23 protein-coding genes are annotated in these 24,394 nt (G+C 45.1%); 19 read left to right on the top strand and 4 right to left on the bottom strand.

What is annotated here, in order from left to right:
- Positions 1–71: 71 nt before the first annotated feature.
- The 11 genes from HP570_RS11180 (at position 72) to HP570_RS11130 (ending at position 12,545) form a co-directional block, all read left to right on the top strand.
- Positions 72–1,853 (top strand): ABC transporter ATP-binding protein, encoded by a 1,782-nt coding sequence (locus HP570_RS11180; protein ID WP_173625809.1) that lies wholly within the window; start codon positions 72–74, stop codon positions 1,851–1,853.
- 2 nt (positions 1,854–1,855) lie between these two features.
- Positions 1,856–3,655 (top strand): ABC transporter ATP-binding protein, encoded by a 1,800-nt coding sequence (locus HP570_RS11175; protein WP_173625808.1) that lies wholly within the window; start codon positions 1,856–1,858, stop codon positions 3,653–3,655.
- Positions 3,652–4,344: a 4'-phosphopantetheinyl transferase family protein gene (locus tag HP570_RS11170; protein ID WP_173625807.1), complete on the top strand. Its 693-nt coding sequence runs from the start codon at positions 3,652–3,654 to the stop codon at positions 4,342–4,344. The genes HP570_RS11175 and HP570_RS11170 overlap by 4 nt, the downstream gene beginning before the upstream one ends.
- A gap of 45 nt (positions 4,345–4,389) precedes the next feature.
- A complete protein-coding gene (locus HP570_RS11165; RefSeq protein WP_015891090.1) occupies positions 4,390–5,118 on the top strand; it encodes a thioesterase II family protein in 729 nt (242 codons plus the stop codon).
- A 49-nt stretch (positions 5,119–5,167) separates the two neighbouring features.
- A complete protein-coding gene (locus HP570_RS11160; RefSeq protein WP_173625806.1) occupies positions 5,168–6,751 on the top strand; it encodes a lipase family protein in 1,584 nt (527 codons plus the stop codon).
- A gap of 259 nt (positions 6,752–7,010) precedes the next feature.
- Complete coding sequence (locus HP570_RS11155) at positions 7,011–7,814, top strand: substrate-binding domain-containing protein (RefSeq protein WP_173625805.1); 804 nt, start codon at positions 7,011–7,013, stop codon at positions 7,812–7,814.
- Between the two features lie 12 nt (positions 7,815–7,826).
- Positions 7,827–8,273, top strand: a complete 447-nt coding sequence (locus tag HP570_RS11150) for a hypothetical protein (RefSeq protein ID WP_173625804.1) — start codon at positions 7,827–7,829, stop codon at positions 8,271–8,273.
- A gap of 96 nt (positions 8,274–8,369) precedes the next feature.
- Positions 8,370–8,915 carry an RNA polymerase sigma factor gene (locus HP570_RS11145; protein ID WP_173625803.1) on the top strand — a complete coding sequence of 182 codons (546 nt, stop codon included), beginning with the start codon at positions 8,370–8,372 and terminating at the stop codon, positions 8,913–8,915.
- Between the two features lie 59 nt (positions 8,916–8,974).
- On the top strand, positions 8,975–9,634 hold the full coding sequence (locus HP570_RS11140; RefSeq protein ID WP_254495229.1) for an anti-sigma factor: 660 nt from the start codon (positions 8,975–8,977) through the stop codon (positions 9,632–9,634).
- 629 nt (positions 9,635–10,263) lie between these two features.
- Positions 10,264–11,685: a serine hydrolase domain-containing protein gene (locus tag HP570_RS11135; protein ID WP_173625801.1), complete on the top strand. Its 1,422-nt coding sequence runs from the start codon at positions 10,264–10,266 to the stop codon at positions 11,683–11,685.
- Between the two features lie 23 nt (positions 11,686–11,708).
- Positions 11,709–12,545: a M55 family metallopeptidase gene (locus HP570_RS11130; RefSeq protein WP_173625800.1), complete on the top strand. Its 837-nt coding sequence runs from the start codon at positions 11,709–11,711 to the stop codon at positions 12,543–12,545.
- Positions 12,546–12,596: 51 nt separating this feature from the next.
- Here the strand turns inward: HP570_RS11130 and HP570_RS11125 are convergent, their stop codons facing one another.
- A complete protein-coding gene (locus HP570_RS11125; protein WP_173625799.1) occupies positions 12,597–13,259 on the bottom strand; it encodes an S-layer homology domain-containing protein in 663 nt (220 codons plus the stop codon).
- A gap of 240 nt (positions 13,260–13,499) precedes the next feature.
- Between HP570_RS11125 and HP570_RS11120 the strand changes: the two genes are divergently transcribed.
- Positions 13,500–14,351, top strand: coding sequence for a M15 family metallopeptidase (locus HP570_RS11120; protein WP_173625798.1), 852 nt, complete (start codon positions 13,500–13,502; stop codon positions 14,349–14,351).
- Positions 14,352–14,446: 95 nt separating this feature from the next.
- On the opposite strand, the gene HP570_RS11115 is transcribed toward HP570_RS11120, so the two are convergent.
- Positions 14,447–15,130 (bottom strand): C40 family peptidase, encoded by a 684-nt coding sequence (locus tag HP570_RS11115; protein WP_173625797.1) that lies wholly within the window; start codon positions 15,128–15,130, stop codon positions 14,447–14,449.
- Positions 15,131–15,277: 147 nt separating this feature from the next.
- Here HP570_RS11115 and HP570_RS11110 point away from each other — a divergent pair, with 147 nt between their 5' ends.
- From HP570_RS11110 to HP570_RS11100, 3 genes are all read left to right on the top strand, one after another.
- Positions 15,278–15,964 (top strand): response regulator transcription factor, encoded by a 687-nt coding sequence (locus HP570_RS11110; RefSeq protein WP_064199512.1) that lies wholly within the window; start codon positions 15,278–15,280, stop codon positions 15,962–15,964.
- Positions 15,965–15,976: 12 nt separating this feature from the next.
- Complete coding sequence (locus tag HP570_RS11105) at positions 15,977–17,344, top strand: sensor histidine kinase (RefSeq protein WP_173625796.1); 1,368 nt, start codon at positions 15,977–15,979, stop codon at positions 17,342–17,344.
- Positions 17,345–17,476: 132 nt separating this feature from the next.
- On the top strand, positions 17,477–17,914 hold the full coding sequence (locus HP570_RS11100) for a hypothetical protein (protein ID WP_173625795.1): 438 nt from the start codon (positions 17,477–17,479) through the stop codon (positions 17,912–17,914).
- Between the two features lie 99 nt (positions 17,915–18,013).
- Here HP570_RS11100 and HP570_RS11095 read toward each other — a convergent pair whose 3' ends face one another.
- Entirely contained in the window at positions 18,014–18,910 is an 897-nt protein-coding gene (locus tag HP570_RS11095; protein WP_173625794.1) for a LysR family transcriptional regulator, read from the bottom strand.
- A gap of 128 nt (positions 18,911–19,038) precedes the next feature.
- Here HP570_RS11095 and HP570_RS11090 point away from each other — a divergent pair, with 128 nt between their 5' ends.
- The 3 genes from HP570_RS11090 (at position 19,039) to melA (ending at position 22,055) form a co-directional block, all read left to right on the top strand.
- Positions 19,039–19,722 carry an MOSC domain-containing protein gene (locus tag HP570_RS11090; RefSeq protein WP_173625793.1) on the top strand — a complete coding sequence of 228 codons (684 nt, stop codon included), beginning with the start codon at positions 19,039–19,041 and terminating at the stop codon, positions 19,720–19,722.
- Positions 19,723–19,853: 131 nt separating this feature from the next.
- Positions 19,854–20,423, top strand: coding sequence for a cupin domain-containing protein (locus HP570_RS11085; protein ID WP_064199508.1), 570 nt, complete (start codon positions 19,854–19,856; stop codon positions 20,421–20,423).
- A gap of 330 nt (positions 20,424–20,753) precedes the next feature.
- A complete protein-coding gene (gene melA / locus HP570_RS11080; protein ID WP_173625792.1) occupies positions 20,754–22,055 on the top strand; it encodes an alpha-glucosidase/alpha-galactosidase in 1,302 nt (433 codons plus the stop codon).
- Between the two features lie 51 nt (positions 22,056–22,106).
- Here the strand turns inward: melA and HP570_RS11075 are convergent, their stop codons facing one another.
- Positions 22,107–23,003 (bottom strand): AraC family transcriptional regulator, encoded by an 897-nt coding sequence (locus HP570_RS11075; RefSeq protein ID WP_173625791.1) that lies wholly within the window; start codon positions 23,001–23,003, stop codon positions 22,107–22,109.
- A 134-nt stretch (positions 23,004–23,137) separates the two neighbouring features.
- Here HP570_RS11075 and HP570_RS11070 point away from each other — a divergent pair, with 134 nt between their 5' ends.
- Positions 23,138–24,388 carry an ABC transporter substrate-binding protein gene (locus tag HP570_RS11070; RefSeq protein WP_173625790.1) on the top strand — a complete coding sequence of 417 codons (1,251 nt, stop codon included), beginning with the start codon at positions 23,138–23,140 and terminating at the stop codon, positions 24,386–24,388.
- The last annotated feature ends 6 nt before the right edge of the window (positions 24,389–24,394 follow it).

The raw sequence follows: 24,394 nt of genomic DNA, 5'->3' as shown, positions 1-24,394 counted from the left end.
GTGATGATTCCCCTTGGGAACATGGTTTTCAAGGGGAGTTCATCCATTACATCATTGGAGAGGAGCCGCGCATGATTTTTACCAAGCAAGCTCAGCACAGAAAGAAAGAGCCCGTGTTTGGCTGGGTACTCTCATATGTAAAGCCTTATCGAGGTTGGGTCATGATCTGTATCATTGCCGCGCTTCTTGTGGCTGTCGCAGACATTTGGATGGGAATCCTAATCAAAACCATGGTCGAACATACGAACAACTTCGACAAGCTAGTCAGTATTGCTCTCATCATTTTTTGTCTGACCATCGTCGGTTTTCTCTCAAAATATTTCATCACATATTCGGCAGCTAGATTCAGTTCAAGAGCCATGAGAGATTTGAAAAACAGCATGGCTGCTCATCTTGAAAAAGTCCCTATGTCCACCATGGATAAATATCATTCCGGCGATCTCGTTTCACGCTTAACAACAGATGCCCAAATCTTGCAAAGCTTTTTGCAAAAACATTTTTTCCAGCTTTTTTATTTGCCAGTTGTTTTTGCCGGAGCTCTTGGACTGTTGTTGACGATCAATTGGAAGTTAATCATCTTCAGCATCGCAATCTTACCTGTCGCCATCGCGATCACTGGGTGGATGAGCAAACCGCTTCAAAAATATTCGGAGCAAATGCAAGATCATCTGGGTCAAACGAACGCTATCGCTCAGGATACGCTTTCCGGCATTCACATGGTCAAAGCTTTTCAATTGGAAGATGTTTTGTATCGTAAATACCATGCGGGTATGAAGCAGGTTTTGAAAAATGCGTTCCAGGCAGAGAAGAAACGTGCGTGGATGACAGCACCAGGGATTTTATTGTTTTCTTCCCCCATTCTGTTTTTTGTTGCTTATGGTGGGTACTTGATACAGGCAGGAGAACTGGATCTGGGCAGCTTGGTCATTTTCAGTTATTTGCTTCACTTTATTATCGAACCACTTTCACTCGCGCCCGTGTTGTTTGCCCAAGTACAAGAGACATCAGGTGCGGCAAAGCGGCTGCAAGAAATTTTTTCACAGCCAGTCGAACAAGACGATCAACCTGCGATTCCTGTTGATCCAAAGGCGATTCCTGTACAGTTTGAGAATGTTACGTTTGCCTACGAGCAGGCAAAGATTCTTGATCATGTCAGTTTTACATTACATCCGAACAAGACCATTGCGTTAGTAGGGGCCAGCGGAAGTGGGAAGAGCACCATCATGAAGTTGCTGTGCGGGTTTTATCAAATGGAACCGGGCAACGGAAGATTGAATGTTTTCGGACATTCCATGGCGGATTGGAATATGACGGACATGCGGAGCTACCTTTCCATGGTTTCTCAGGATACGACGTTATTCCCCGTGTCTATTGCGGAAAATATCTCGTATGGACGCATTCACGCGACACAAGACGAGATCATCGCAGCGGCAAAAGCGGCCAATGCCCATGACTTCATCATGGAGCTACCGGAGGGTTATCAAACAAAAGTGGGAGAACGAGGCTCTCGTTTATCCGGAGGACAGAAACAGCGCATCGCGATTGCCCGAGCGATTTTGAAGGACGCCCCGATTCTACTGCTGGATGAACCAACGTCTGCCCTCGATACAGAATCGGAAGCTTTGGTACAGGAAGCGCTGGAAAATGTGATGAAAAATCGGACTGTTCTCGTCATTGCCCATCGACTGTCTACGATAAAAGACGCGGATGAAGTGCTTGTTTTGGAGCAAGGACAAATTGTTGAACGTGGTACACACTATGATTTGCTTGCCCAAGGCGGCGTTTACACCAGATTGTATCAAAAACAGTTTGCCACAGAGATGCATAGCTCGCTGGCAGCAGGAGGGGTATAGGCATGTTCATCCAGAATTTGATGCGGGAACTACGTCAACTCCTGTCGTTTATGAAATCGAAAAAGCGAGCGTATATGTTGGGCCTTGTGGGTGACGGAATCGGTCAAGCTGCTGTATTGGTATCCTTGCCTTTCGTGTTCAAGGATCTGACGGATTTTGCGAACACAAAAGACCCTGCGTTATTAACCAGAGCGATTGTCACCATGGCTGTGATGTTCCTTTTGCTGAGTATCCTGTCTCCATTTTTTAGCTACATATATCGTCGATGCGTTCGTGAGCTCATTGCCAACATTCGGCTTCAAGTCTATCAACGTTTGAGCAAGCTCCCTTTCGATTATTATGAGCAGCACCATTCGGGAGATACGATGTCGAGATTGGGCAACGATGTTGTCCTCATGGAAAACGCGTACGCAGAGCAATTGAAAACATTGAGCATCATCCTGCTGTCTCTGATCGGCTCGATCCTAGGAATGTTTGTGATGGATTGGAAAATTGCCGTCGTCCTGTTGCTCGTAAGCGGATTGACTCTTTATGTAAATACGCTGTTTGCCAAGTCAGTACGGCGCATTGGAGATCGAATGCAGCAGCAGATGGGGATGGGGACAGAAAGATTAAACGATTTTTTGTCTGGGTTGCCCATCATCAAAATGTTTCATTTACATAACGTTGTGACTGCCCGTTACACGGAAGCAAACGAAGAAGTAGCTACGTCTGCCATCAAGCAAGGGCATAAACACGGATTACTGGAAGGGACCAATTTTTTTATCCAATTTGTAAGCTTCGGGGGAATGCTTGTTTTTGGAATCATGATGGTTTCCAAACAAATAATCGGGTTGGGTGTGCTGGTCGCCCTCGTTCAACAACAGATGCTTGTGACACTGGCCTTTCTCCAGCTTGGCCAAGTCATCACAGCGTTGCAGAGCTCGTTAGCAGGCGCTTCTCGGGTCGTCGATTTTCTGAATGAACCTCCCGAACCAGAGGAGTATCAGAATAGCACCGACAAACACCAGCATTGTGAAAGCATGCTGAAGCTGGAGCAGGTCGTTTTCGGATACAACGATGCTACAAACGTGTTGGATGGTGTTACGTTGCGAGTCGACAAAGGCCAAATGGCTGGGCTGGTCGGAACGAGCGGAAGTGGAAAAAGTACCGTCATGAAGCTTCTGTTAGGGTATTACCCACCTGCTAGCGGAACTCTTTATTTACTTGGCAAGCCCATGGGAGCTTATTCTCTTGCAGAAATTAGAAACTTGATCTCATACGTGCCTCAGGATGCCTTTTTGTTCGAAGGAACCATCGAAGACAATATCCGCTACGGATGCCTGGATGCTTCGGATGAGGATGTCATCAACGCAAGCAAAGCAGCGTATGCGCATGATTTTATTAGGGAACTGTCAGACGGCTACCAGACCAAAACAGGAGAACGTGGTGCCAAGCTATCAGGCGGACAGCGTCAACGAATTGCCATTGCCAGAGCCATCCTGAAAAATGCACCGATTCTTCTACTGGATGAAGCGACTTCCGCTTTGGATGCAGAATCGGAATATTGGGTGCAGCAAGCATTAACCGCACTTATGAAGGATAAAACAGTCCTCGTCATCGCTCATCGCCTGTCGACTGTAGAGGATGCCGATGTGATTTACGTAATGGATCATGGAAAAGTCATCGAGCAAGGGAGCCATGTTGAGTTAATGCAGCACAACGGCACGTATGCCAACTTGTACGAAGTGCAGCAGCGAAAGGATCGAGCAGAACAAATCAGTAGTCTTGATCTGACAGAAAGGAGAGTGAGTGCTACATGATTGCCATTTATGCGTTGAAATGTCCTGCTGTCATGGAGAAAGAGTCGTTCAACCGATTTTTGCAAGCATTACCCGAAGAAAAACGGGAACGGGTCAACCGTTTCAGAAATCCAGCTGATTCCTATCGGGCGTTGCTCGCGGACGTGCTCGTACGCTCTCTGATTTGTGAAGCCTACGAGATTTCCAATGACGAAATCGAGTATGACTACAATGCATACGGAAAACCCTTTTTGAAATCATTTCCCAATTTCTGCTTTAACGTCTCGCATTCTGGAGAATGGGTCGTCTGCGCCACGCATGACTCGCAGGTAGGGATTGATGTGGAGCAAATATGCCCAATTGAATTGGATATTGCCACTCATTATTTTGCACCAGCCGAAGTAGATGATCTTTTGGCAAAACATCCGAATGAACGGGTTTCGTATTTCTATGACCTTTGGACTTTAAAGGAGAGTTATATAAAAGCGAGAGGCATGGGGCTGTCCATTCCGTTGCAATCATTCGCCATAAGAAAAAACCTAGACCAATCGATTACGATATCGCAAAGTGATTCGAGCGAGGCTTGGGCATTTCAGCAGTATGAGATCGATCCAGGCTATAAATTGTCAGTATGCGCGACTACCAATCAGTTTGCTGCTCAAGTAGTCATGAAGGATTTACAAGATTTGCATCAAGCGATTTTTCATTGAAAGATGTCGAGGTAATTTCGTAATGAGGAGAGGGCGGGAAAAGAGATGAAATTGTTTTGCTTTCCATATGCAGGTGGACTTCCTAGCATTTATTACGGGTGGAAACGGGCAGTGTCGCCAGCGTTATTAGAAATGGTTCCATTCGAGGTACGGCCTTCACTTCATAGCGATAGCGTGGTTCTTGCCACCTCGTTTTATGAGGTCTTGGAGGATGTATACAGACGGATTATACCAGAGCTGGGGGAAGAACCTTTTGCTTTTTATGGCCACAGCATGGGTGGATTAATCGCGTATGAACTGACGAGAAAGCTGTTGCAGAATGGAAAGCCACTGCCCCAGCACTTGTTCTTGTCTGCATCCCGTGTGCCACATGCGTACCACAAACTGGTAAAAACATACAACCTGCCGCATGACGAGTTCATTGAATCGCTACGTACACTCGGGGGCACACCTGATGAAGTTTTGGATAATCACGAGATCTTGGAGGTATTTTTGCCTATGATTCGCGCTGATTTCCAGGCCGTGCAAACGTATGAAATGAATCACGAGCTTCCTCAGCAAATCCCGGTCAACATGACGGTTTTGTTCGGGAAAGAAGATTCGATTGAAATCCAAGATATTGTGGCATGGCGAGACTATTGCGGGCGGGAATGCAAATTTTACCCTATGTCTGGTGGGCATTTCTTTATTCATCAGCAAATGAATACGATCCTCGTGATCATTCAAGACACATTGAAGGTAGAACAGGCAGTTGCAATCCGTGCACAATTCTAACGATTGTGTACGGCAACAATAAATCCTAGGTGAAGGTTGGTGTTTTTTCATGAATCAGAAAGTACTATCTCGTTTGCTGGCCGCTGTTACATTATCAACGGCGCTGGTCTACCCACAAGCAGCAAGCGCGGCGGCTCCAGCTCCGGTTTTGCATGATGACAATCCAAGTGGTCATTTTGGTGACTGGTACACAGGTGCGGTTCCTCCCAATGCATCCAAAGACAAGCCCGTGATCCTGTTTGTCCAAGGTCTGCACTCCACTTACAATACTTGGTATACAACAGACGGGTATTATGATGCAGCCTATAACGCCGGGTATCGTACCGCATTCGTGCAACTGAAGGACGCGGATGGTACTGGTGGCAACATGTGGACAAACGGAGCCAAGCTCGCTGAAGTCATTAAAAAGGTTGCAGATTATTATGGTGTTTCCAAAATCAATATCATTGCACATTCCAAAGGTGGCATCGATACACAGGCAGCACTCGTCCACTATGGCGCGCATCCGTATGTCAACGTTGTTCACCAGCTTTCCACGCCAAACAAAGGTTCAGAATTGGCTGATATGGCGTACAGCAATTGGGCAGGATGGCTCGCCGACATTCTTGGCAAAAAAGACGATGCGGTGTATTCCCTGCAAACGTCATATATGGCCAATTTCCGTGCACAGACAGACAACCGTAGCGAAGTTGGTTCAACTAAGACATACATGGCAGCCGGAACAGGGGATGATGGCTGGTTTAGTGCGACCTGGTTTGGTCATGCGGTTCTTCCTGGTGAAGACGATGGAGCCGTTTCCGTTGAGTCTGCCTTCGGTTTGCCCTATGGGATCAAGAGCTTTACAAAAGACGTTTCCCACGGTCAAATAGCGAAAGCCTCACAAACATGGAATCTGGTTCAACCGAAATTGCAAAATGCATCTATGAAAGAACGCGCAAATAAAGTAAGCAAAGACAAATCGAAAGAAGCCACTGTGGAAGAGAGCTCCGTCATTCTCCGCGGCGGCGAAGTGGAAGACACCGCCTCCGAAACATTTTTCCTGGAGAGCGGAATCGATAAGCTGAATCTTGATACGATGACCTCGTCAGAAGACACCATTGTGACCTTGATCAGTCCGTCTGGCAAAAAGTACGAGGCGGATCTTAGTAAAAAAAGCGAGTCGGAGGATGAACCAGGGATATTCCAAGATGCTGTTCATCACTTCATTGAAGTAGAGGAGCCTGAAGCAGGTGAATGGACACTGGAAGTGGAGGGTTCTGACGACGCCTTTTTCATGGTTGGTTCCGTGGATGGTGGAGAAGAAGCAAAAGTAAAAGCGAGCAAAAAAGTATTCAAGAAAGGCGACAAAGCGAAGATTTCCGTCGACCTGGGCAAAAACGAAATTGATCAATCATCACTGGAAAAAGCAAACCTGACTCGTTCCATGAACGGCGAAAAAGCAAGCGTCCTGGATGAAGTGAAGTTTGCCGTAAAAGAAGATGAGCTTACGGGCAATTTTACTGTGCCGACGAAGCCAGGCGTTTATAATCTCTCTTTTGACATAACCGGCGTCAATGAGGATGGCGAACCATTTACACGCTCTATTAATTACAATTTTGCGGTAACAAATAGCGATGGAGAATTAGAAAAATAAGAGCAAACCATTTCACGGCCCTGAAAAAGGGTCGTTTTTTTCTGCATAAAACGGCATCTCAAAGACAAAGATCACCATACACCTGGCCAGACTGGCCTTGGTTGTGCGGAGATCTTTATTTAGTTTTCACCAGACTAGTTTTCCATCGTTTTATGTAACTTTCTAACTATTTCACAATTACAATCAAACCGTTTACAGCCTGCCTTCGTTTCCTTTGATAGAACCGTTAAAAAAACAAGTGTGAAATGGAGGAAGCATCATGAGGAAGACTGTGTTCCTAGCAACTCTACTGCTTTTTTTCTTTACGACTACCGGAATGTCAGCCTATGCAAAAATGTACGGTAAGCCGGCGTCCCAGGCGACACCAAATTCCAGACAAAGTGACCAAGTCATCCGGGTGTACGGACCAGGTGGACCACTTGGACCGATCAAGGAAGCTGCTGAACATTTTTCAGCTGAGACGGGTATGAAGGTGGAAGTAACAGCCGGACCAGAGAGCAAGTGGATCGGTCAAGCAAAGCAAGATGCAGATATAATTTTCGGTGGCTCCGAGTATATGCTGCAGGACTTTATCTTTCACTACCCCGAAATGATCGACACGAAATCACGTACGGAGCTTTACACACGCGCTGCAGGAATATTGGTGAGGAAAGGAAATCCTAAGAAGATTGAAAGGCTGGAGGATTTAACGAAAAAGGGAGTAAAAATAATCGATGTGAATGGGGCTGGCCAGCTTGGCCTGTGGGAAGACCTGGCGGGCAGAAAAGGGCTGATCGGAGGCATTACTCAAAATATAAACGTTTCTGTAAAGTCGAGTGCCGAAGCCATTGAACGATGGAAATCGAATGCCAGCCTGGACGCCTGGATTACCTATGAATCGTGGCATTACCGGCTCCAGGATGTGACAGACCTGGTCGAACTGCCCGAAGAAGAAAAGCTCTATCGTGGAACGCCGATCGCCCTGACAAAAATCACTGATCAGAAAAAAGAGGCACAGCAATTTATTGATTATTTAAAAACGGAAAAATCTCACCAAATCTTTCAAAAATGGGGCTGGAAGTAAGGAGGAACATACATGAAAAATGCAGTTTTTACACTTGCGATGATTTTGATTATTTTTGCTTTAGCTGCTTGCGGAAAAAGCACGGAGGTAAAAACAGAGGCGGTTCAACCCGATCAAGCCCTCCAGCTTTTGAAGAATGAAAAAGCAGGAGAGTACCTGGCAGATCCTCAGGGAAGGGCCTTGTATTACTTTAAAAAGGACCAAGCAGGAAAAAGCAATTACAGCGGGGACTGCCTGGCAAACTGGCCGGCATTTACCCAGGAGGATTTCGCCGTCCCAGAAGGTTTTGACAAAAAGGATTTCGATACGATCACAAGAGAAGACAATGGGAAGAAGCAGGTTACGTACAAAGGCTTTCCTCTCTATTATTTTGCAAAAGACCAGCAAGTAGGGGATGTAAACGGACAAGGAGTAAAAGAAGTATGGTTTGTCATAAACAGCGAAACAGCATTTGAATAAGCTTGCCCAGGGAACGATCAGTCGCGGTCGTTCCCATCTTTACTTTTATAAAAGTGTTATGGCAGTATATTTTTATCCAAAAGCAGGGAGTGCCACATGAAAGAAAATTACGATGCGGAATTAATGCGATTGGTTAACGAAAAAAATGGTCACGCATTAGAGGAGCTCTATGATCGATATATCAAGCTTGTTTACGGCTTTGTTATGAAGTTTTGCAATGGGAATGAGGATAAGACGAAAGAAATTATTCAGCTGGTCTTTTTGAGGCTATGGACAACAAACAGCCATTACGATCCTACTCAAGGCAGCTTTGTAAATTGGCTCCTCACGATTACCCGCAATATATGCATTGACTACCTTCGCAAAGAGAAGAGGCATATGCAACACCATCAAGAGGAACATGAAGAGATCGCCGACCCTGCAAATGCAGTCGAGCAACGAGTAAATACGAATGATATTGCGATGGCGAAAAACAAATTGCCGACGGCCCAAAGAAAATTAATCGATCTGCTTTATTGGAAAGGGTATTCTCTTTCAGAGATCGCCAAGCTGGAACAAGAGCCGCTCGGCACGATTAAAAGCAGGCTTCACCAGGCTCTTAAAGGATTGAGGAAGCATTTGGAACTGGAGGATATAAAATGACAAGGGTTTGCGATCATTTAATATCATATATAGCAAATGAGCTCAAGGAGAGCGACCACATGGCCTTTGCTGAACATTTAAAGAATTGTAAGGAGTGTAAGAAAGAATATCAGGAATTATCCCAGGCCTGGCATGCTTTGCCGTTCGATTATACCGAAATCGAGGTGCCTGAATCGCTAAAAGGCGAGGTGCTGGGGTTTGTTTTTGAGCACAAAAGGAAAAGCGGTACGGAAACATTCATGGCTCAGATGAGCAAGCTCCCCATGATGCTCAAAAGCCAGTTCACTCCCGTTTCAACCAGTATCGTGGCCGTCTTGTTGCTCGCGTTTATTGGTCTTGGAATAACGAATGTACAGGTAAAAAATCGCCATACGGAAAATGTCCCCATTGAAATTGTAACGGCGATTCCCTTAAAAACAGCCAATCAAAGCCACCCGGGAACAAACGGCATCGCCTATATTGTCCAGAAGGGATCAGAGAAAAATTTGGTGGTGCAGGTTCACGAATTGCCCGGCGTCGAAGGTTCACAGGTTTACCAGGTTTGGCTGCTGAAAAACAGCACGAGGGAGAATGGTGGCATATTCAAGCCGGACGAAAACGGATCCGGCATACTGACCTACCAGCTCGCCGAAGGGCAGACTTTTGATCAAATCGGCATTACTGTCGAACCGGACGCCAACAGCAGACAACCAAGAGGAAAAAAAATAGCCGGTTCATAGATCGTAACAGAAAAGGACAGATACATTTTAAATATCGGGTTAACCGTATAGTACGAACGAGTGCTTACCCATGGAATCCGCATATGTCCACACGGCTCGGCCAGTTCCGCCTTATGGATTTGATAGTGGAACAAACACAAGTAGAGGCTGCTGGTGTTAAAACCGGCAGCCTTTGCTCAACTAACTGGCAGGAAAAACTTAGGTGAAGTACGATTGATACCACTTGACGATTGCAAAGCAAAAGTAGAGAAAACTTGTGATGAATAAGAGATTGTTTCTTATCCATTTTGGAGACGGGACGAGCATAGCCAATGACACGAGGTTCCACAGTCCTGCTAACTGGACCCAATCGGTACAGCGGTACAGCAACGCTCATTACTAAAACAACGAATGATCAAATTTGACCAGCGACATTTTAGGGCCTGGCCTCAACAAGACGAGGGGTTATTTGATTACTTTTGTTGCGAAAATTAATTATTTTCAGAATTAAATATTGTCGTTTTTTCATCTGCCGCTTATAATTCTACTAGTGCATGAACTTCATATCCTCGTTTTTTCGAAGTATATACTTCAGATTAAGCCTGAAATTGCTTTCCTGTTTGTAAGAAATGAACCTAAGGAGGCGTGACATGAAGATGAAGGAGTGGGAAGCGTCGTTCGAAGCTTACGTCCAAAGGCTGATGGATGATTTTCAGGTTCCCGGTGCGATCATTGCTGTAGCCAAAGACGGAGAACTCACTTATGAAAAAGCGTTTGGTTTTCGGGACCGTGAACAACAAGCTCCCATCGATCTGGATACGGTATTTGGGATCGGATCGATTACGAAGTCGTTTACATGCATGGCGATCATGCAGCTTCAAGAAGAAGGAAAGCTTTCCGTACATGATCCGGTAATCACCTATTTGCCTGCGTTTCGCACGCCGGATGAAGCCCAAACGAAAAGCATTACCATTCATCATTTCATGACACACACCCTCGGATTTCCACCACTTCCATCTCTCATTCCCGCTATGCTACCCAGCTTACAAGCCGATCCGACAGCAGACGAATTACTTCACCATTTTGAAGACCAATGTAAACACCCAATCGATACCTTCGAAGACCTCATGGCATATATAGAGAAGCTGCCCTTTGAATTGTTGGGACCTGCTGGGACAGAATTCAGCTATTCCAACGAAGCTTTTGGCTTGCTTGGGGCGATTATTGAGCGTGCCAGCGGTAAACCTTACGAAGCCTATATCCAAGAGCATATTTTACAGCCAATTGGCATGGAACGAACGGTTTTTCATGTAGAGGAATTAGGCGAGGACAACAATACTACCATGCTGTACACACGTCGCATGAAAGATGGTGTTCGTGAAGTAGTACGTGCCCCAGGTTGGTGGGATGCTCCCTCCATGCGTGCAGCAGGCTTTCTCAAATCGACCGCACGTGACATGCTTCGGTATGCGGATGTTTATCGGACAGGCGGGCTTTCAAATGAAGCGAGAATCATCTCGGGAGATAGCGCCTCACAAATGATTGCCCCTCATGTCCGTGTTGATTTGAGCCGCAGCTATGGTTACGGACTCGGCGTGTTTCCATTTTCCGAAGATTACACCTTACTTACCCATACCGGCGGCTTGAAAGGGATGACCGCGCAAATGTTCATCGTCCCAGAGGCGGGAGTAACTGGCATTCTTTTGACCAACATGGATGATGCCCCTATTTCCAATCTGACCTTGGGACTGTTGAATAGTATGTTCGGTCGCCCGCTCGAGACGCAGTTCGCCACATTTCCCGAATATGAAGTGCCGCTTGCTTACTTGCAACAATGTCCTGGTACATATAAATCAGGAGAAGGAGACGCAGTAGAGATCAGATTTGATGAAGCACAGAGCCAGCTTGTACTCGTTCTAGGCAGTGATGTGTTCCCACTGCGTTCCGTTGGCGAAGATACGTTTCTGTTCACGCGCCACAACATCGATTCACTCATCCGCTTTGTTCGCCATCCAGAGGGTGAGATCAAGCGCTTGGCTTTTGGTTCGCGCCAAATGCCGAAAGCAATCTAATCAAAGATAGGGGGCAGTTTCGCATGAAGGTGTTTATTTCGTTGGACATGGAAGGGATCTCTGGATTAAGTGAATGGGAGGACGTGATCCCTGGTCGCAGACATTACGAAGCGGGGAGAAGACTGTTAACCCAAGATGTGAATGCGGCGATTGAGGGAGCATTGGAAGCAGGAGCCACCCAAATTATCGTCAATGAATCTCATGGGCCGATGAACAATATCATCCTGGAAGAATTGCATCCACAGGCAGATGTCATCCGTGGTTTTTTCAAGCCTCTTTGTATGATGCAGGGGATTGACAGTAGCTGCGATGCCGCATTTTTCATCGGCTATCATGGAAAAGCAGGGACAGGAGATGCGGTACTCAATCATACATTGTCTGGCCTCGCTATCCATCGGCTGATCTTAAATGGTAAAGAAGTGGGCGAAGCAGGGTTAAATGCAGCAATTGCGGGAGCCTTTGGTGTCCCGGTCGTACTCGTTACCGGCGATTCCCAAACGGCGAAAGAGGTAGAAGAAGATATCCCTGGAGTCTTTACGGTCGCTGTGAAAACAGGAATTACAGGACTCTCGTCGCAAGCGATGCATCCCGTTCGTGCGAGAGAGCTGATCCGTCAGCAAGCAAAAGAAGCATTGCTCCATCGCCGTACAGTTAAACCACTTGCACAAAAAGTAGAGAATACAATAGAAGTCGAGTTTACGAAATCGCAATTTGCCACAGCAGTCAGCTGGATGCCAGGAGTCGAGCTAATCGAAGGACGCACGGTACGCTTCCATTCGCCTGATCTTGTTAGTATGATGCCCGTATTGCAAGCGATGCTGTTGATAACCGGACAAGTGAATCAGATGATTACTGGTTAAGGAAACAAAAAATGCAGCCCCTCCTCACGAGGATCGCTGCATTTTTTTGTTTTAGTTCAGAGGTTTGTGACTTTTCAAATACGCAAGGGCATTATAAATCATTTCGGCTGCCTCTTCGCGTGTGACGGGCTTTTGCGGATGGAGCTTGTTTTCCTTATCCAATTCGATAATATCTCTTGCCAAAGCTCGTTGAATGGAGCCTTGGTAATCCACGGTGAGCTCTTGATCGTCTCGGATTTCTACTGGTACTAGTTTGATCATGGGCAGATTACCTTTGGTCTCCATGACTTTCATTAGTTGGTGAATGAACTGCTCTCTGGTCCATTCCGCATTCGGATCGAGATCATTCGGTAATTCCAATCCGTTCACTGCTGCTATGATCAGACTTTCAGCATACCAAGCATCGTTATCTGCTTTGGAAAAATAGTCAGTCGCTTGTGGCGCCTTTACGAAAGTGATCGCAGCCAGACTCAAATCAAAGGCATTTACCATCAGTTGAATACCTTGAGCAGCCGTAATCGTTTCGTTCGGTGCAAATTTGCTATCATCTACGCCTTTTATCACACCTTGTTGCTGTAAGGAAAGAATTTTATCCTTCGCTCCCGATTGGCCAAGATCCGTAAAAGGAGTCGTTGCAGCAAAGCTTGGTTGGGCGAATGACACAGTGAACAATGCAAGCAAGGAAAGAGAGATCATATTTTTTCTGATATTCATGGTAGCCACCTCGTCAATTTTTGAAGTTTCACTCCATTTGACGAGGAACAAATGATAACGTTTCAGCTTTCTTTCGCAAAACTATCGGGTTAGATAGGGGTACTGCGGGAATTTTCTGTTTGTTTACAACAAAATGATTTAAGGAAAACTTTATCTTTTGAGTACGATTTCATTTAACATTGCCTAGTACCATCGTAGTAAAAAAGAATAACGTGTGTTTGAACAATGGAGGAAGTGGAAATGAAAAAGAGATTTCTCTTACTAGGTATTCTTTTATTGTTGTTCGGTTATCCATTCTTGTGGCCACTCATAGATGCTTTATGGGAACCAAAAGAGCCGGATGCTGCTGCTTTCCCGAAATACAAAACGATTCGAGTTGAAAAAGACCAGATTTATCAGGGCGATCTGTTATTGGTCAACAAGAAGGAACCGATCCATGCAGAGGCGGTGCCATCCGATGTGATCCTTTTGTCTTCGCACAACTATTTAGTGGAGGGCTATCGCTTGCAAGATAATTCCATTGAATTGTCTGAGAACGCAGCGAAGGCGTTCAACGAGATGGTCCATGCAGCAAGCAGTGATAATGTAAAGGATTTTATGATCAAAAGCGGCTATCGAAGCTTGGAAAAACCGGGAAAACTGGCTGAAGAGAAGGGACATGACGACGATGTATTGCCAGGTTGTTTTAACGAACATCATCTGGGTACAGCGTTGGAAGTTACATCCACACAAATGAAAATCGACCAATCCCCTGAAGGAAAGTGGCTACAAGAAAACGCCTGGAAATACGGGTTCATTTTGCGTTATCCGAAGGAAAAGGTCACAATCACGGGCGTTCCTTACAATCCTATGCATTACCGATTTGTAGGTTTGCCGCACAGCGCCATTATGCAAGAGCGCCAGTTAACCTTGGAGGAGTACGTGAAATACTTGCGGGAGGCAAAGGAAGTGTCAGGGACGATAAATGGTGGCGACTACAAAATTTATTATTATCCAGTGGCGACTAGCATCATGATTCAAGTGCCGACCAATGGGAAATATGTGCTTTCTGGCGACAATCAGGGAGGTGTTATTGTGACAGAGTTTTTGTAGTTTGCAGAGAGCGAATCAGGCCACTAGTTTTGAAGAGATATGAAAAAGGCTGCTGTAGCTCTCAGCAGCCTTTTTTGTTGAGTCCAAGAAAATGATTAAATCACACGTCTTCCGACCTCAAAACGTTTTTCCCAGGAAGTCCCCTTGAAATTGGTTGTTGTAACTCCAGGTTTACCGTACGTATGCAGCAGCTTATTGTCCCCAGCATAGATGGCAACATGGGTAATGCGAGAAGACGAGCTGCCGTAGCTGTGGAAGAAAACAAGATCTCCTTTTTGCAGTTGATCCTTCGAGACTTTTTGACCGACTTTAGACTGTTGACGTGAGTCTCGTGGCAGACTTACTCCGACCTCTTTAAACACTCGCTGTGTAAAGGAAGAGCAATCAAATGTACGCGTTGTTTTTTTACTGGAACCAAATTTATAAGGGACGCCTTTATACTTCATTCCTTCTGAAATGACCTGATCAGCAATGTCGGAAGAGGGAGCCGTTTTACTAACTATCTGTTTATTCTGGCTACCATCAGTGGTACTTTCCTCAGTGGCAGTCAGGTCGTTATTTGTACCGTCTTGTACCATCTGACCATATTGCTCATTATCAATTTGTTCAATATTCTGGTCATACTTATGTTTTTTCTGCTGTTTATCCGGAGTATGTGCAGCTGTGGAGATGAGACTTGTCTCGGAGGCCGCGTAGGCTTGTCCGCTCATGAGAAGAGAAGTTCCCATTAGAATAGCTACGACCGTAGTAGTGGTGCCTTTCCAGTTTCGCTTTGTCATGATGTTCCTCCTTCTGAATGGTTGATCATGTTGTGTGTTTCTCATCCACGCTCTTATCGTACACAACAAAACTAAGATTCCCGGTAGAATTTCATGAGAGTTTCCTGAGAAAACTGTTGGTAAGATATTCAAACGGAGATGATATGCATGCCTACGCCAGATGGAAAAGGTTATTTGCTGCTTGTTGAAGATGAACATAACTTGGCAAGATACTTACAATTGGAGTTGGAGAATGAAGGATTTTCGACGGATATTGAATACGACGGGCTTTCCGGATTAGAAAAGGCACTGACGATCGAGTACGACCTCATCCTGCTGGATGTCATGCTGCCCGAATTATCGGGGATAGAATTATGCCGACGAATTCGGGAAACCAAAGACGTCCCTATTATCATGATCACGGCTCGTGGAGAGGTTCCAGATATCGTGACGGGATTAGACAGTGGAGCCAATGACTATTTGGCAAAGCCGTTTGCCATCGAGGAGTTGTTTGCCCGGATTCGAGTCTTATTGCGTCAGCGGGAATCAAAAGCAAACCAGGAGATAGTGGTTGGCCGATTGCGTATCCAACCCAACGCGCGGCGAGTGTTCCTCGATGAAGAGGAAATCATGTTGACCCCACGCGAGTTTGATTTGCTTTATTATCTGGTTCAAAACAAGGAGCAAGCGGTTTCGCGAGAGCAAATTCTCACAGCCGTTTGGGGTTTTGACTTTATGGGGAATACCAACATCGTGGATGTGTATATCCGGTATTTGCGGAACAAAATTGAAAGTGATCCATCCGTCAAGCTGATACATACCGTCCGAGGAATCGGCTATACACTACGAGATTAAAAGGAGAACGCAGTGCTTACACCTCGCAGATACTCACTCAAGTGGAGACTGACACTGTTTTTTAGCTCTGGCATGCTGGTTTTGCTTCTCTTTTTGTCTATTTTTATTTTTTTCAGCACCTCTAATCTCGTCCATCAACATGAGCAAAAATTACTCAATCAGAAAGCGACGGCCATCGCAGCCGATTTGAAAACAGAGATCACCGAAGAAGCATCGTTGAAGATTCCCTACCTGACGCGTCTGTTAACCAATTACGCTGACGTCAATCAATCCATTACCATCAGCGATCAAAACGGCAAGGAAATCGCTTCGATACAGGGAGCCAATTGGAGAAAAGACCCGAAAGACTATTATGAAAGGACCTTGGTCGCGAAAGAGCCTGTACAGCTGCCGTTTACATCCGAGCTTTTGTTTGTGCAAATTTCTACTACGACAGAGGCGCTTGAATGGTATTTTTCGATCTTGCTCACGATTCTTTTTCTCTCGTCCTTTTTTACTTTGCTTCTTTCGGCGATTGGAGGCTACTGGTTGAGTAACTGGGGATTGAAGCCTCTCGATCATCTTATCCAGCAAATCCATTCCATTTTCCCTCAACGTCTCTCCCAGCGAATTCACCATCATCACGTAGAGACTGAAATCTACGAGCTAATCCATGCCTTTAATCTGTTGTTAGATCGTATGGAAGAAGCAATGGTCTATCAGCAGCGATTCGTCACAGATGCCTCCCACGAATTGCGAACACCGCTCTCGATTATTGAAGGGTATGTAAGTCTTCTGCAAAGATGGGGGCAGCACAAACCAGAAGTAAGGGACGAAGCACTCGCTGCTGTGGAGCAGGAGTGTAAACGACTTTTCAAACTCATCGATGACCTGTTGTCGCTAGCCAAACTGCAGCATGCCTCACAAGTAGGCTCAACGAAGGTCGTGCAGCCATTAACTCCTCTGTTACTGGAAGTAAAGCAAGCATGGGTACCCATTTTCCCTCCACAAATTAAGCTGCTGTTTGAATGGGAAGAAGCTCTTGTCCTTTTCATGGATCGAGAGCGGATTCGACAGTTATTGGACATCCTTTTGGACAATGCACGGAAATACACAGATGAAGGACAAGTGAGTGTACGAGCATATGGGGATGAAGAGGCCGTGCACATTGTGGTAGAGGATACGGGGATCGGTATTCAGGCAAAGGAGATTCCCCATCTTTTTAAACGATTTTATCGCGTAGACAAATCCCGTACGCGAAAAAGGGGAGGAAGCGGGATCGGTCTGGCCATCGCCCAAGCAATTGTTGCAGATCACGAGGGAAGCATCTCCATAGCTCCTTCCGCGGAAAGAGGCGTGATTGTTCATGTTTTGTTGAAAAAAGCGGGAATGGATAGATGACACGAATGATGAACGATGGGGCTCTGTGGGCGTGCAATCCAGAGCCTTCGTTTCTCATAGTGTTCTGGTTAATGAACCTGTAAAATGAAAGGGAGTCAATACAAAGAGTCATTCTTGACGGAGGTGCTCAAAGTGGGAAAGTCCCATAAATACATACATAGCAAAATCGGAATACGCCAAGATCAGATGAAGGGTTTTCAGCATCCCCAATATGTCATTACAATCAATGACATCACTTTGAATGACTATTTGAATCAAAATACGCAGAGTCATTCTTTTGATTTATTGGTTCCACCTATCGGGCTTTTTAATAATCGGGATCAGCAAAAAGTCCTTGAATTGCTTTCTTTTATAAATGTAGCTCTTCCTATTTTAGTTTGTTCGGATGACATGGATTTCTCTTGTACAGTTGTCGCCACGAATGTAGAGGAGGGGGAGAATTACATCATTTGGAAAACGTTTGGATATGGGGTGGACATGTCAAAACCGATCCATGTTCCGCCATTAACCTTCGAAAAAGACGTGTATACAGAATTTATTGAAGCGTTCAAAGGTTTTATTCAAAAGTAATTGATGACTAAATAATGATAGGCATTCCCTATCCAAATGATAACAACGATACTATTGAACAATGATTCGCCTCGTCATAAACTGATCTTGACTCCCGCATCAGCGAACATCATCGCGTTTTACCGTGGCAATTAACTGCTCCATAAAAACTCGGCTTGCCGCACATAAATACTTGTTTTTCCGGTAAACGATACCAATTTGCGCCGTAATATTTGGCTGTTGGATTGGAATCGTGCGAATCCGTTTATCATCGATATAGTCGAGGTAGCCTTTCGAAAGAACCGTGACACCGACACCTTGCCCGACCATATTCGTAATCGATTCCATTGTGGTCATCTCCAAAACAGGCTGTGGCGAGAAGCCCAGCTCCTTACAACTTTCGTCAATCAACTGACGCAAAAAGTACGTGTTGGGAAATAAAATGGAGGGGGTTTCTTTCAAAATCGCAAGGGAAACAAACGGTTCCTTCGCGAGCGGATGACCCACAGGTACGCCAATGGCCAGATTTTCTGTATAGAGCGGAATGGTTTCCAGATCGTCATGCTCCATCGGTAAAAAAACAATCCCCAGATCGAGTTCGTTTCTCAAAAGTCCTTCATAAATATCACCAGTTCTCAACCCGAAAACAGACAATTCTACCTTCGGATAACGCTGGTGAAACTCGATAACAGTAGGTGGGAGCAAGTAATTGACAACCGTCAGCAGTACGCCAATCTTTAATGCGCCTCTGCTTAAGCCTTGCAGCTCGCTAATCGCTGCCCGTGCCTGTGACAACTCATGAAACACCTGATAGCTATGGTGAAGCAATGTTTTGCCTGCTTCCGTCATAACCGTTCGTTTGCCGATGCGATCAAACAAGGGCATGCCGATTTCATGCTCAAGCAGACGGATTTGCTGACTGAGTGAAGGCTGCGCAATGCCCAATTTCTCAGCTGCACGAGTAAAATTTAACTCCTGGCACAGTGCCATAAAGTATTCTAATTGCTTGAGCTCCAAAAAGACCATCCCCCGGAGATTTATGAACGAACAATAGGATTTTCCTATTATTATAAGATAAACCATTATGAAATGATATGAATGTAGTGTGCCATGCGCACTTCCATGAAAGCATGAGGTGATTGCTTGTGAAAATCGAAATCCTATCGATAAATGTAGCTAAACCCAAACAGGTACAGTACCAAAACAAAGAGGTCTCTACCGGCATTTACAAAACCCCGACCACAAAAGCTCTTTATTTATCCTTTTTAAACTTGGAGGGAGATGGGCAAGCAGATCTTGTCCACCATGGAGGGAAGGAAAAGGCTGTATGCGTCTATCCCTATGAGCATTATCCATTTTGGGAAGCCCAATTGCAGAGGGAACTTCCAATCGGTGCATTCGGAGAAAATCTGACGATCCGGGGAATAGTAGAAACGGATGTTTGTATCGGTGATATCTTTCAGCTAGGGGAAGCGGTTGTGCAGATTAGTCAACCGAGACAGCCCTGTTACAAATTGTCTGTCCGTTACGGTGTACCTGAAATGTTGGTTAAGGTACAAGAGACCGGCTATACTGGTTATTATTTTCGCGTGCTAAAAGAAGGGCTTGTATCTCATACGGATGGATTAATAAGACTTTCTAGTCATCCAAAAGCGATAACGGTCTCTTATGCAAACCGAATCATGCATCAAGAAAAAGACAATATCGATGGTATGAAAAAGCTATTGGAAGTAGAGGAGCTGTCCTCAAATTGGCGAGCGACTTTTACCAAACGATTATCCGGCGTGGAAATTGATACTCGTGAAAGGCTGACAGGCAACCAATCATAACGACAGTATTGGCAAGGAAGAATGTGATCGTTGTGAAGAACCAGCTGAAATTGCTCTTCAGAATAGTTACCTGTTATCAGGTAGCCACATAGGCTAAAGGGTAAATCCTTTACACTGGAGAGGAGATCGAGATGTACAACAACTATTACCATCACTATCAATGGTATTATCCCGTGCTTGCCGGCTGGAATAACAACCATTTTCACTATGGTTGGAGTCCTGATTATTACAGCTGGAGCCATGCGAATGGGAATCGATACTGGAATCGTTATCAGAATACCATCGAATTGAGAGATTATGGACCAAAGCCTTTTGTCGTGAATATTGAGCAAGCCACAAAGCAAAACAACACATTCCGTACGGCATTATGGACAGGGAAGCACTTGCAGGTAACACTAATGAGCATAAACGTTGGGGACGACATTGGTTTAGAAAATCATCCGAATACGGATCAATTCATCCGAGTGGAAGAAGGTCAGGGACTTGTTCGGATGGGAGATCGCCAAGATCATTTAGATTTTGAACAAAGAGTCAATGATAACGATGCCATCATGGTCCCCGCGGGCACATGGCACAATGTTATCAATACGGGAAATACACCCCTTAAAGTATATTCCATCTATGCGCCACCTCATCATCCATTTGGGACCGTTCATGAGACGAAAGCCAGTGCCATGGCTTCTGAGCAAAGCCCTCAATAAGAATCGAGCTAATAGAAATGGTGCTAGACATCACAGAAACCACCTCCAGAAATGGTCAGGTGGTTTTTCTGTTTGGACTTAAGCTTGTCTTACATAATACGACCTGTATTCACCTTGAGGCAGCGACTCAAAAAAAATTGGGGAAGGTATGGAGAGCACGCTTCTCATTCCCTGGTCTGGAACTGGCATGTATACAGCAATTTTTTACCGTTGGATACGGTTTTTTTACCCTTGCTGGTGACTTTTTGCTCCATTACGCTAAGAATGTACAAATCATACCATTTCATGAATCCAAATATCTTGCATTGCAAATCCGTTAGGGGGGTAGTCATGCCAAAAATCACTTTTTTAGGAGCGGGAAGTACTGTTTTTGCCAAGAATGTATTAGGAGACTGCATGCATGTTTCTGCGTTAGAAGGCTCTGAGTTTGCCCTATACGATATTGATCCCCAAAGGCTTAAAGACTCTGAGAGTATGTTGAACAATTTAAAGGAAAGTACAGGTAGAGAGGTGACGGTCAAAGCCTATACCGACCGAAAGGAAGCATTGCGCGGAGCGAAATACGTGATAAACGCCGTACAGATCGGTGGTTATGACCCTTGTACCATTATCGACTTCGAAATCCCCAAACGTTATGGTCTACAACAAACGATCGCAGACACAGTGGGTATCGGTGGTATTTTTAGAAATTTGAGAACAATCCCGGTATTACTTGATTTTGCACGTGATATGGAGGAAGTTTGCCCGAATGCCTGGTTTCTCAACTATACGAATCCCATGGCTGCATTGACGGGTACATTGCTTCGTTTTGGCGGGATTAAAGCAGTGGGGCTTTGCCATAGTGTCCAAGTATGCGCACCTTATTTACTAAAGTCACTAGGAATGGAAACAGACAATCTTCAGTATAAAATTGCGGGGATCAACCATATGGCATGGTTGCTGGAGATCACGAGAGATGGGGTAGACCTGTATCCGGAGATAAAACGGCGTGCAGCGGAAAAACAGAAGGCCAGACACGATGACATGGTTCGCTTTGAGCTCATGCTTCGCTTTGGTTACTATGTGACAGAATCCTCCGAACATAATGCGGAGTACCACCCATACTTTATAAAAGGCAGATATCCAGAGCTGATCGAACGCTTTCATATTCCGTTGGACGAATATCCGAGACGCTGCGTAGAACAAATAAACAAATGGACAGCCATGCGAGAAGACTTGGTGAACAACAAGCAAATCAGTCACGCTCGCACCCTAGAATACGCATCATACATCATCGAAGCAATGGAAACGAACAAGCCATTTACGATAGGTGGTAATGTTTTGAATACGGGAAGACTCATCAGCAATCTACCGGAAAAGGCTTGTGTAGAAGTACCTTGCCTGGTAGATGGAAACGGTGTTACCTCTACGTATGTTGGGGAACTTCCTGAGCAGTTGGCCGCTCTCAATCGCACGAACATCAATACGCAGCTTTTGACAATTGAAGCAGCTGTTACAAGGAAAAAGGAGCACATTTATCATGCAGCACTGCTCGATCCTCATACCGCTTCAGAATTATCCATCGATGACATTGTGTCTTTATGCGATGATTTAATTGAAGCCCACGGGGAGTGGCTCCCGCAATTTTCATAACAAGGCAAATAACAACCCGACAGCTTTTTTGTCGGGTTTCTTCCTGTTCACTTACTCGATCAGAATATGGGTGGTCGGCAAGCTGTTTTTGCATTCTCGAAATTGACCGGGGGATGTCCCAATGAGCTTTTTGAACACTTTGTTGAAATAGTTGGCATTTGCGTATCCGATCGCCAGTGCAATGTCATTGACGGAGAGGTTCGTTTGGGTAAGCAAATCCATTGCTTTTTCAATCCGAAGCTTGGTGATGTATTGAAGGGGAGTCGTATTCAAATACTCGCGAAATAGATTGATGAGGTAGTATCTAGATAATCCTACAGCGTTTGCGATGTCTTGCAGCGATATGGTTTCCTTGTAATGAGCTTGGATAAAACAAACGGCTTCCGAAATCCGCTCCGGTACCTGCTTGCTAGGATTATCTATATTTTTCATAAATCGATAACACTCCATGACGAACTCATATGCTTTTGCTGAAGAGCAGTAAAGATCAGTCACGCGTTTTTCACAAACTTCCTGGTAAATCTTGAGCAAAAGCTGGACGAGCTTCGCTTCTGGTGGAATCGATAAGACAGGCCCCCCGTTCGCTTGTATGTACTCCCAGCATTCAGTAGCTTGGCTGCCAACAAGCGTGATGTAAACAAATTCCCAGTGATCACTTTCTCCGGAAAAATAGTATCGATGACAGCTAGGTACTTCCACCAGAAAGGTTTTTCCTGCCCGTAATGGGTATGACTTTTCCCCGATATCCAGTCGTCCGCTCCCGGAGATGGTGTATTGGAAGACATATGTCCCAACATCGCTTCGATTTAAGCCATCCCAATCGTAACTGGCGGAAGTTTGCCTTTGCCATCCAATGGACCAAATATTGGCTGTTTCATTTCGAGAATCATCCTGAAAACGAAAGCCGTAGCTTCCATAGTTGTTTTTCTTACTGATCAAATACAGCAATATATTACCCTCCGATCACACTTTATTACGATTGATAGCCGTTTAAGCGGGATTTAAGATTAAAGTAACATGTTTTATCAGAAAATTCACTACATATTAAACGCAACAATTTTTTATCCCGAGGAGGAGACTACATGAAGAAATTCGTATCGACCATCGTTTGCGTTCTATTACTTTCCTCAATTTTTGTATCCGCTTGCAGCAATGAAATGGCTTCATCCTCGTCGAATCAGGTTACGCTTCGATTCGCTACCTGGGACACTGGGGAGAGCTTGAAGTATGAACAAGAAATTGCGAAGCTGTTTGAACAGAAAAACCCCCATGTCAAAGTCCAAGTGGAATCCTATGCGGAAGGATATGACGATAAAATTGCCGCCTCCTTTGGTACGAAAAACCCGCCGGATGTGATGTATATGTGGAATTATCCTACCTATTATCAGTCTCTTCTGCCCATGGATGATTTACTCGCAAAGGATACGGCTGCCAAGTCCATCACGGAGGACTTCTATGAAAACATCTTTAACTACCACAAGTTTGAAGGGAGCTCGTACGGATTACCCGTTGGCTTTGTAACCCGTGTCATTTACTACAATAAAAAACTTTTCGATGAAGCAGGCCTTCCTTATCCAACAGAAGGGTGGACATGGGATGATTTTCGTTCGGCAGCTAAACAGCTGTCCAATCCAGCTAAAAAGCAATACGGGTTTGTCTTGAAGCAAAAAGACAATTCTTATGCCTTCCAAGAGTTCGTCTGGAGCAATGGTGGAAATTTCATCAGCCCGGATGGGAAGAAACTGGAAGGGTTCATGAACAGCCAAGAAACAAAAGAAGCGATCTCTCTATTTAGCAATCTGATTAAAGACGGAAGTGCCATCGTGGTGGAGAGCGACAGATACACAGAGAGCTTTAAGTCAGGCAAAATCGCTATGATCGAAAACGGCATTTGGCCATTGGAGGGATTTAAGGAAGCGGGGCTCGATTTTGGTACGGTGGAATTACCCGCCTTTCCTGGAAAACCGGTAAAAGGCGTGATTCATTCGGCGGGAGTATCCATAGCAAAGGATACCAAGCAACTTGAGCTTGCGTGGGAGTTCGTCAAATTTTTTGTCTCTACAGAGGGAGCCAAAATACGGAAGGGCGACATGCCAGCGCTAAAAAGTGTCGCCAAGGAAACAAAAGTCGCAGAAGACTCATTGCGCAAACCCTTTTATTCCATGTTAGAGAAAGGCGATGAGGTACCGGCTTTCCTTCTCCATGCAAAATGGAACGAAATCGATAAAAATCTGGATTATGCCATTTCATCTGTTTTACTCGGAAAAGACCAGGCAGACCACGCCTTGGATAAAGCGGTGAAAATTTCGAATCAGTTCGTTGAAACGAAGTAACAAAGG

The organism is Brevibacillus sp. RS1.1 (assembly GCF_013284365.1).
GTDB lineage: Bacteria > Bacillota > Bacilli > Brevibacillales > Brevibacillaceae > Brevibacillus > Brevibacillus brevis_D.
This window is presented reverse-complemented; position numbering and strand designations above follow the sequence as displayed.

Excerpts from the sequence above, each read along its gene's own strand:
- HP570_RS11085 (WP_064199508.1), top strand. The coding sequence starts at position 19,854 with ATGTACAACAACTATTACCATCACTATCAATGGTATTATCCCGTGCTT.
- HP570_RS11120 (WP_173625798.1), top strand. The coding sequence starts at position 13,500 with ATGAAAAAGAGATTTCTCTTACTAGGTATTCTTTTATTGTTGTTCGGT.
- HP570_RS11145 (WP_173625803.1), top strand. The coding sequence starts at position 8,370 with ATGAAAGAAAATTACGATGCGGAATTAATGCGATTGGTTAACGAAAAA.
- HP570_RS11070 (WP_173625790.1), top strand. The coding sequence starts at position 23,138 with ATGAAGAAATTCGTATCGACCATCGTTTGCGTTCTATTACTTTCCTCA.
- HP570_RS11165 (WP_015891090.1), top strand. The coding sequence starts at position 4,390 with ATGAAATTGTTTTGCTTTCCATATGCAGGTGGACTTCCTAGCATTTAT.
- HP570_RS11125 (WP_173625799.1), bottom strand. The coding sequence starts at position 13,259 with ATGAATATCAGAAAAAATATGATCTCTCTTTCCTTGCTTGCATTGTTC.
- HP570_RS11170 (WP_173625807.1), top strand. The coding sequence starts at position 3,652 with ATGATTGCCATTTATGCGTTGAAATGTCCTGCTGTCATGGAGAAAGAG.
- HP570_RS11130 (WP_173625800.1), top strand. The coding sequence starts at position 11,709 with ATGAAGGTGTTTATTTCGTTGGACATGGAAGGGATCTCTGGATTAAGT.
- HP570_RS11115 (WP_173625797.1), bottom strand. The coding sequence starts at position 15,130 with ATGACAAAGCGAAACTGGAAAGGCACCACTACTACGGTCGTAGCTATT.
- HP570_RS11150 (WP_173625804.1), top strand. The coding sequence starts at position 7,827 with ATGAAAAATGCAGTTTTTACACTTGCGATGATTTTGATTATTTTTGCT.
- HP570_RS11160 (WP_173625806.1), top strand. The coding sequence starts at position 5,168 with ATGAATCAGAAAGTACTATCTCGTTTGCTGGCCGCTGTTACATTATCA.
- melA (WP_173625792.1), top strand. The coding sequence starts at position 20,754 with ATGCCAAAAATCACTTTTTTAGGAGCGGGAAGTACTGTTTTTGCCAAG.
- HP570_RS11110 (WP_064199512.1), top strand. The coding sequence starts at position 15,278 with ATGCCTACGCCAGATGGAAAAGGTTATTTGCTGCTTGTTGAAGATGAA.
- HP570_RS11135 (WP_173625801.1), top strand. The coding sequence starts at position 10,264 with ATGAAGATGAAGGAGTGGGAAGCGTCGTTCGAAGCTTACGTCCAAAGG.
- HP570_RS11155 (WP_173625805.1), top strand. The coding sequence starts at position 7,011 with ATGAGGAAGACTGTGTTCCTAGCAACTCTACTGCTTTTTTTCTTTACG.
- HP570_RS11180 (WP_173625809.1), top strand. The coding sequence starts at position 72 with ATGATTTTTACCAAGCAAGCTCAGCACAGAAAGAAAGAGCCCGTGTTT.
- HP570_RS11140 (WP_254495229.1), top strand. The coding sequence starts at position 8,975 with ATGGCCTTTGCTGAACATTTAAAGAATTGTAAGGAGTGTAAGAAAGAA.
- HP570_RS11175 (WP_173625808.1), top strand. The coding sequence starts at position 1,856 with ATGTTCATCCAGAATTTGATGCGGGAACTACGTCAACTCCTGTCGTTT.